The sequence below is a fragment of the uncultured Abyssibacter sp. genome, assembly GCF_964000955.1.
Taxonomy (GTDB): Bacteria; Pseudomonadota; Gammaproteobacteria; order Nevskiales; family OUC007; genus Abyssibacter.
The window spans coordinates 1-8,233 of record NZ_CAXFCL010000152.1 but is presented as its reverse complement, the minus strand read 5'-3'; the positions used below and the strand labels follow the sequence as shown (position 1 = coordinate 8,233).

Below are 8,233 nucleotides of genomic sequence, written 5' to 3'. Positions count from 1 at the left end.
GACGCAAATGCGTCAGACACTGGGCCAGCTCTATCAGAATTCGGGCGAGTACCAGCAGGTGATCGGCACGCTGGCACCGACGATTCGCAACGACCCGGATGCCGACCCGCAATTGTTGCTCACCGTGGCGGCCGCCTACGCGCAGCTCGGCCAGCACCGGCAGGCCTTGCCGTTCATCGAGCGCGCCGTCCAGGGAACGGAATCGCCATCGCGCGAGATGTTGCAGGTCTACGCGGCGGTGCTGCTGCCATTGCGTCGCTACGATCAGGCCGCCCCGATCGTGGAGCGCCTGGTGCGCAGTGATCCGACCGATCGTCAGGGCTGGATGCAGCTCGCGGCGTTGCATGTTCAGCGCGAGGATTTCGATCGCGCCGCCGCGGTCATGGAGCTGGCGCATCGCCAGGGCATGCTGACCGAGCCGTCCGAACGTCGACAGCTCGCTAGCCTGTTCATGAAGGCTGGGGCGCCCTACGAGGCCGGTGCCCTGCTCAAGGGGTGGCTGGACAGCGACGCGCTGCCGGCCGATGCGGCCAGTCTCGGCATGCTCGCCGATGCCTGGAGCGCGGCTCGCGAGACGGACCAGGCGATTCGTGCACTGGGCCGTCTGAACGCGGTCGCGCCCAGCAGCAGGAGCTGGCTGCAGCTCGGACGTTTGCAGATGGAACAGGCGCGGTGGGCCGAGGCCGAGCAATCGTTCACCCGGGCGCTGGCGCAGGCGGATGGCATCCCCACCGATCAGACCCTGGTCGCTCTGGGGCTGACGCGCTACCAGCAGGCCGACATTGACGGTGCGTTGCGGGCGTTTCGTCAGGCCGCGCGATCCGGTCGCGTGCGCAAGGCCTCCGAACAGTGGATCGCTTTCCTGGAGTCGGGCGAGGCGCGCCAGCAGGCCCTGGAAGCCACGCGGCAACTCGTGGCGCGACGCGAGCAGGGCGAGGTGGAGAGCCGATTCGGTGACCTGCCGACCCGGCGGCCCGAGCGGCCGGGGCTGGCCGGCGTCGATCCGGACCTGCCAAGGCTGACCGACATCGGCGCGTTACGCGCCGGTACGGCCGACGGACGCATTCCGCCGTGGACCGGTGGGCTGACGGCCGATGCCGCGAACCTGACGATGCGCGACGGCCGTCCGGCGAACCCCTATGCCGACGATGCCGTGATCCGGACCATTCGCTCGACCAACTACACCGAGCTGGGCGATGCGCTGTCGGAAGGGCATCAGGAAATGCTGCGCCGTTTCAATGACTACGAGATGCGCGTCTATCCCAGCCACCGGCCGGTGGTGTATCCCGATGTGATTCGCCAGGCGTCGCAGGCCAATCGCGGATCGGCCCGGCTGCTGGAATCGGATTCGCTGTCCGGCGCGGATCTCGGCGTGCCGTTTCCCGAACCGAAGACCGGCGCTGAGGTGATGTGGAACCATCGGGTGCGCTACCGCGGCCGCACCCAGGACCTCTACACCGACGAGATGGTTACCTTCTCCGACGGCGACAGTCTGCAGACCAGTCGTCGCGAGCATGTGCTGTTCATCTACGGCAATTCGCAGCGGGTCGGCGAGGTGGCCGAGCGCAACATGCTGCTGTACTACGTCGGTTCGGTGGACAACGTGCCCGTTGTCGGTCGCGCCCTGGCGATTGTTCACGAGACGGCGGATCAGACCAGAGACAAGCGGCGGATCTGGGTGTCGGCGGGGCAGATCGGTCGTGTCCGTCGCATTCCTCCGGTGGGCTATGACTTCCCCAGGCCGGGTTCCGAAGGGCTCAGCTTCGTCGACCAGATCGACATGTACAACGGCGGCTTCCAGCGCTATGTGTGGAAGCTGCGTGGCCGGCGCGAGATGCTGGTGCCGTACAACAGCTACGACATCAACGATCCGTCGCTGGACTACGACCAGCTGCTGGGGCCGGGTCATCTGGACCAGTCCAGTGCGCGTTACGAATGGCATCGCGTCTGGGTGGTGGAGGCGACGGAACGCGCGCCGGCGCGTCACAAGATCGGCAAGCGCGTGTTCTACGTCGACGAGGACTCCTGGACCATCCTGATGGTCGATGTCTACGACCGTGCCGGCAATCTCTGGCAGTTGCAGGAAGGGCATCTGTACTTCGACTGGGCCGCCCAGGTGGCGGTGTCCGCGCCGATCGTCCACTACGACTTTTCCCGCAACGCCTGGTATGCGAACCGGCTGATGAACGAGGCGCGTGGCGTGGTGTTCAACGAGGGCGACTACGAGCCGGCGGACTTTCAGCCCAACCACGCTCCACGCGTCTTTCGCTGAGCGCGGATGGTCATCGTGTGCGTACAATGCGGTCCGATTGTGGCGTCATCCGACCCGGGGGCTGGGTCAGGACGACGAGGTGCCGGGACCGCTACCCGACGTGGTCCGTGACTGGGGTTGCCGTGTTTACTCGAACGCTGGATTCCGAATCGCTGCACAAGTTCGCGGCTGTTGAAGGACTGGGCTCGCTGACCGCCGAGCCGCTGGACGTCCGCCTGGAGCGAATCGCCAGGCTGGCGCGTCGGTCGCTGAATGCCGGCGGAGTGCTGGTCAGCTGGCGGGACGAGGATGGCCGGTGGCTGCACTGCGGCTGCGGGCCGGTCGAGCGCGTTGCCGCCGGCGGTGGGTCGGAGCCGGAGTGGCTGGAGCCGCTGGCCTCACAGGATCAGTGGGTGCGCCGCGATGACCCGCAGGTGCCGTATCTCACCGCGATACGCCTGGCCGATACCGATCGCAACCTGGTCGGGGCATTCGTGCTGTTCGACGAAACCACCGGCAAGCGTGGCAAGCAGGACCACGATCGCATGCGTGACTACGCGGCCTGGGTGGAGACGGAGCTGCGGGTTCAGCATCTCTACCGCGGCCAGGAGCGCCTGCTCGAAGAGCTTTACATGGCGCGTCACCAGGCGTTGAAGGATCACCTGACCCGCTTGTGGAACCGCCACGCGATGGTCGAATTGATGGCGCGTGAGCTGCAGCGGGCGGAACGCGAGGTCATTGGCACAGGGTTGCTGATCGGCAGCGTGGATCAGCTCGACGTCAACGTCGCCGTCCCCGATCCGCAGACCGACGCTCTGCTGAAGACCGCCGCGGACCGAATGACCGGCGCGGTGCGGCCCTACGATGCGCTCGGCAAGTTCGGTGGCAACGAATTCCTGGTGATGCTGCCGTCATGCCCGGCCGATGCCGTGACCGATGTCGCCGACCGGATGCTGCTGACGCTCAGCGCCCAGCCGGTGGATACCCCGTCGGGCCCGCTGATGCTGACCATGAGCATGGGTACGGCGCATGCCGGACCCAATGATCGACTCGACCCCGAGGATTTGATCCGGGCGGCTGACGTCGCGCTGGGTCGAGCCCGCGAAGCAGGCGGCAACACCGTCGTCGATGCTCTGTCTGGCGACTACCAGGCCGACTGACGGACAGGCTTCAGTTCGGCAGCTTCGCCTGCACCAGTGCCGCGATGTCCGGCAGGGTCGCGGCGAGTTCCCCGCCGGCCGTGCCGCGAAGCTGCTTGTACATCCGCTTGAACGTCTTGTTCTGACTGTGCTCGGCACGAGCGTCAGTCACCGACAGCATGGCCTCCGTCACTTCGTCATTCCGCCGTTGCACGAACTGCGGAAAGTCGGTTTCGTCGCTGGCGCGGAACTCCTGGAAATATGGGTCCAGCGCCTCGCAGAACTCCGGCAGCAGGCGGTTGATCACGTTCGGCAGGATGTCGTGCCGGTTCGCCTTCGCCAGCTTCAGCGCGGTGCGCAGCCCCGCGCCGGAGAATCCGCGGCGATGGGCGATGTGCTGCTCGATGACCGCGGTGATGCGGTCCACCACGGTGTCCCGGTAATCGTCTGCCAGTAGAATGTCTGCGAGTTGCATGAAGCGGTCGGTCTCCGACGGTGCCGTCCGGTCCGTTGGTGAGCGGTCTGGCGAACGGACCGGACGGCGATCGACCACAGGCGATCACTGGTCACGAGACGGGATTGCGCATCTGCTACGGTGTAGCCGCCTCTGGCGGTCATGCCACGCCGGAACGCCGCGCAATCTCCACCTCGCGCGCCGGCCATTTAAGCGACGCCACCAAGGATTCGGATGAGTGAAAACGGCGGCAAGCCTAGCATAAGGCGATTGAAGACCAGGCCGCGTGATCGCAACTGGGCGATGACCCGGATGGGGCTGTCGGCCGGGGCGCATTTCGCGGCTCACACTATGGGGAATCTGTTCCGGTCGGGCGACGATCGGGACGAGCGCAATCGCGAGTTCTTCCGTCATCAAGCTCAGGTGCTGGCCGATCAGCTCGGCGAGCTCAAGGGTTCGGTGATGAAGGCCGGCCAGATGCTGTCGCTTTACGGCCAGTATTTTCTGCCGCCGGAAGCCGTCGAGGTCCTGTCCAGCCTTCAGGACGACACCGCACCGGTGGACTGGTCCTTCGTCCGCCCGGTGGTCGAGCAGCAGCTGTCGGCGGAACGCAGGGCGGAACTCGAGATCGACGAGCGCCCCATTGCCGCCGCCTCGCTGGGGCAGGCGCACCGGGCCCGGCGCAAGTCCGACGGCCAGGAACTGGTCGTGAAGATCCAGTACCCCGGCGTTGCCGATGCGATCGACAGCGACGTCAAGACCATCGTCCGCCTGCTCTGGGTCTCCAAGATGGTGCCGCGCGAGCTGTCCATGGACCCGGTGATCGCCGAGGTGCGCGACATGCTTCGGCGCGAGGTCGACTACGAGCACGAGGCGCGCGCCACCCGCACCTTCGCGGACAAGCTGGCGGATGACGCCCGGTTCGTCGTCCCGACGGTGCTGCCAGAGTATTCCGGATCGTCGGTCCTGACGATGAGCTACGAGCATGGCGAGCCGCTGCGCTCCAAACGTGTGCTCTCGCTGCCGCATGAACAGCGCGAGGGTCTCGGCCGCTCGCTCATCTGGCTGTTCCTGCACGAGTTCTTCAACTGGCACATGGTCCAGACGGACCCGCACTTCGGAAACTACCGTGTCCGCCTGCCGAAGGACGGGCCGCCGCAGCTCGTGCTGCTGGACTTCGGCGCCACCCGCCATTTTTCGTCCGCATTCGTGGCTGGGTATCGCGACATCGTCGCCGGCGCCGTGGAGCGGGATCGCGAGCGTCTGCTGACGGGCGCGGAGTCCATCGGGTTGATGAGCCGCCGGTTTCCGCGGGAGACGCTGGATGCCTTCGAGACGCTTTGCCACACGATTGTCGAGCCGTTCATGATCGGTACCGATCAGGGGCCACCGCAGGAGCTAATCGGCGATCATGGTTACCGTTTCGGCGCCACCGATCTGCCACGCCGCGTGACCAACCTGATGTCGCGGGCGGCGCTTTCGCGGTATTTTCGCATTCCGCCGCGCGAGATCGTGTTTCTCCATCGCCGCATGGCTGGCGCGTTCATCGCGCAATCCGTGCTGGATGTGGAGTGGAATCCGCGCGACATGTTGCTGGAGGTGCTGGCCGAGGGCGCCTGACCCCGCGCCACGCCGACGCAACACACAAGAATCGACAGCAAGACCCACGTTCAGGGAGACGTCATGCAGTTTCAGCAAATCTTGGAATACAACAAATCCTCCGATGCCGTGATCAAGATGTTCGGTGATCCGGCCTACTTCGAACGCAAGTTCCAGCTGCTCGATGCGCGTGCGTTCGAGGTGCTGAAGCAGTCCACGGACGGATCCGATTTCTCCATCACGATGAAGATCACGTTTCCGCTCAGCGTTCCGGTGCCGGGCTTCGCGAAAAAGGTGATCGGCGACACCACGACGCTGACCGAGGAGGACAGCTGGGACCTCGCGGCGAAGACGGGCACGCTGTCGGTGGATGTCCATGGTGTGCCGGTCGAGGCTGTCGGCAGGATGCGGCTGGTGGATCGCGGGGCCGGTTGTGTCAATCAGATCGACTGGGAGATCAGTTGCTCGATTCCCCTGATCGGCAAGAAGGTCGCGAAGCTCATTGCCGACGACATCCAGGCCAAGGGCGCCGAAGACGCCCGGGTTACCAACGAGATCCTGACCGACTACGACGCCTGATGTCCGACTCCGACTCCCGGAACGAACCCGAAACCCCGACCTTCTGGCAGACGCTGACCAGCGTGCTGGCGGCGTTTTTCGGCGTGCAGAGTTCCAGCGCGCGCAAGCGGGACTTCACCCGAGGCAAGCCGTCGCATTTCATCATCCTCGGCCTGATGGCGACGGTGCTGTTCGTGTTGATCCTGGTCGGCGTGGTCAAGCTGGTGCTGGGGCTGGCTGGCGTCTGAGGCCCGCGATTCCCGTCAGTCCCGCTGGCTGGTCAGTGTCTTCAGCCGGTAAAGCGCGTCCAGCGCCTCGCGCGGGCTGAGCCCGTCGGGATCGATTGCCGCCAGCGTATCGAACAGCTCGTCGGGCTCCGGCGATCCGGTTTCCGGTTCCTCGGATGCGGGCGCACCCGCCTCGAACAGCCCGATCTGCGGTCCGCCCTGGCGGTGATGTTCGGCTTCCAGCTGGCGCAGGTAGCGCTGCGCGGCCTTGACCACCGGTTTCGGCACGCCGGCCAGCGAGGCGACCTGCAGCCCGTAGCTCTGGTTCGCCGGTCCGGATTTCACCCGGTGCAGGAACACCAGCCGGCCACGATGCTCGGTGGCGTCCAGATGCAGGTTGACCGTTGCCGGCCATTGCTCGGCCAGTTCGGTCAACTCGAAATAATGCGTCGCGAACAGGGTGAAGCTGCCGATGTCGGTGGCCAGTGCCTCGGCGGCGGCGCGGGCCAGCGACAGACCGTCGTAGGTGCTGGTGCCGCGGCCGATCTCGTCCATCAGCACCAGGCTTTCCCGCGTCGCGTTGTTCAGGATGTTCGCGGTCTCCTGCATTTCCACCATGAACGTGGAGCGTCCGCCGGCGAGGTCGTCGGCGGCGCCGATGCGGGTGAAGATGCGGTCGATCGGACCAATCCGCGCCGATTCGGCGGGCACGTAGCTCCCGGTATGCGCGAGCAGCACGATCAACGCGGCCTGACGCATGAACGTCGACTTGCCGCCCATGTTCGGTCCGGTGATCACCGCCAGTCGGCGCGTGTCATCCAGTTGCAGGTCGTTGGCCACGAACGGTTCGGTCGTCGTCTGCTCGACGACCGGATGGCGACCCGCATGGATGTCCACGCCCGGCTCGTCAACCAGCTCCGGCGCGACAAAGCGCAGCGCGTTGGCGCGTTCGGCCAGGCACAGCAGCACGTCCAGCGACGACAGCGCGCGGGCGGTTTGTGACAGCGCGCCCATGTCCTCGGCGATGCGGTCCAGCAGTTCGGCGTAGAGCTGCTTTTCGCGTGCCAGCGCCCGCTCGCGGGCCGAGAGCACGGGGTCCTCGAACTGCTTGAGCTCCGGGGTGATGAAGCGCTCGGCGTTCTTCAGCGTCTGGCGGCGGGTGTAGTCGTCCGGTGCGACGGATGACTGCGAGCGGGGCAGCTCGATGTAGTACCCGTGCACGCGGTTGTAGCCGACCTTGAGCCGGTCCGCGCCCAGGCGGGTTCGCTCCCGAGCTTCCAGGTCGCGCAGGTAGCCATCGGCGTTGCTGGACAGGTTTCGCAGTTCGTCCAGTTTGGCGTCATAGCCTTCCCTGATGACGCCGCCGTCGCGGATCAGCAGCGGCGGTTCGGGGATGACCGCGCGGGCAAGGATGTCGGCCAGCGTGTCATGACGGCCCAGCGCCAGGCGGCTTTCCGCGGTCAGCGGCGCGTCGCAGACCGCCAGTGCGGATTCCAGTTCCGGCAGGATTGTCAGCGTCGCTGACAGGCCGGTCAGATCGCGGGGGCGGGCCGAGCGCAGGGCCACGCGGCCGAGGATGCGCTCCACGTCGGCGACCTTGCGCAGCAGCTCGCGCGCGGTGTCGGCCGCGATGCCGGGTTCGTCCGCGCGCATGAATTCGGCGATGGCCGCGTGTCGATTGCGCAGCAGCTCGCGATCGCGCAGCGGCCGGCCCAGCCAGCGCCGCAGCTCACGGCTGCCCATGGCGGTCTGGCAGCGGTCCAGCAGTCCGACGAGGCTCAGCCGGGCATCGCCGGACAGCGACTGATCGATCTCCAGATTGCGGCGGGTGACGCTGTCCAGCAGCAGCGCGTCGGAAGACTGCTCGCGCGACAGGCCGGACAGCAGCGGTCGGGCGTCGCGCTGGGTTTCCGCCACGTAGTCGAGCAGCGCCCCGGCCGCGGCGATGGCGGCGGGGCAGCTGTCGCAGCCGTAACCGGACAGGTCCTTGACCTCGAATGCAGCG

The 8,233-nt window shown here is 66.4% G+C and carries 7 protein-coding genes; 5 read left to right on the top strand and 2 right to left on the bottom strand.

Going from position 1 to position 8,233, the window contains the following annotated elements; translation table 11 throughout:
- Both ABNS06_RS07420 and ABNS06_RS07415 read left to right on the top strand, forming a co-directional pair.
- Positions 1–2,272 (top strand): DUF1329 domain-containing protein (locus ABNS06_RS07420; protein WP_348673586.1); only part of this gene is annotated, 2,272 nt, incomplete at its 5' end.
- A gap of 122 nt (positions 2,273–2,394) precedes the next feature.
- Positions 2,395–3,411, top strand: coding sequence for a GGDEF domain-containing protein (locus ABNS06_RS07415; RefSeq protein WP_348673585.1), 1,017 nt, complete (start codon positions 2,395–2,397; stop codon positions 3,409–3,411).
- A 10-nt stretch (positions 3,412–3,421) separates the two neighbouring features.
- Here the strand turns inward: ABNS06_RS07415 and ABNS06_RS07410 are convergent, their stop codons facing one another.
- The gene (locus ABNS06_RS07410) at positions 3,422–3,865 is read right to left on the bottom strand and encodes a hypothetical protein (RefSeq protein WP_348673584.1); all 444 of its coding nucleotides are present in this window, start codon (positions 3,863–3,865) and stop codon (positions 3,422–3,424) included.
- A gap of 330 nt (positions 3,866–4,195) precedes the next feature.
- Here ABNS06_RS07410 and ABNS06_RS07405 point away from each other — a divergent pair, with 330 nt between their 5' ends.
- The 3 genes from ABNS06_RS07405 (at position 4,196) to ABNS06_RS07395 (ending at position 6,249) form a co-directional block, all read left to right on the top strand.
- Positions 4,196–5,464 (top strand): AarF/ABC1/UbiB kinase family protein, encoded by a 1,269-nt coding sequence (locus ABNS06_RS07405; RefSeq protein WP_348673583.1) that lies wholly within the window; start codon positions 4,196–4,198, stop codon positions 5,462–5,464.
- Positions 5,465–5,527: 63 nt separating this feature from the next.
- Positions 5,528–6,022 carry a DUF2505 domain-containing protein gene (locus tag ABNS06_RS07400; RefSeq protein WP_348673582.1) on the top strand — a complete coding sequence of 165 codons (495 nt, stop codon included), beginning with the start codon at positions 5,528–5,530 and terminating at the stop codon, positions 6,020–6,022.
- Positions 6,022–6,249 carry a DUF2970 domain-containing protein gene (locus tag ABNS06_RS07395; RefSeq protein WP_348673581.1) on the top strand — a complete coding sequence of 76 codons (228 nt, stop codon included), beginning with the start codon at positions 6,022–6,024 and terminating at the stop codon, positions 6,247–6,249. The genes ABNS06_RS07400 and ABNS06_RS07395 overlap by 1 nt, the downstream gene beginning before the upstream one ends.
- Before the next feature lie 15 nt (positions 6,250–6,264).
- Here ABNS06_RS07395 and mutS read toward each other — a convergent pair.
- A partial coding sequence (gene mutS / locus ABNS06_RS07390; protein WP_348673580.1) for a DNA mismatch repair protein MutS occupies positions 6,265–8,233 on the bottom strand: 1,969 nt, incomplete at its 5' end.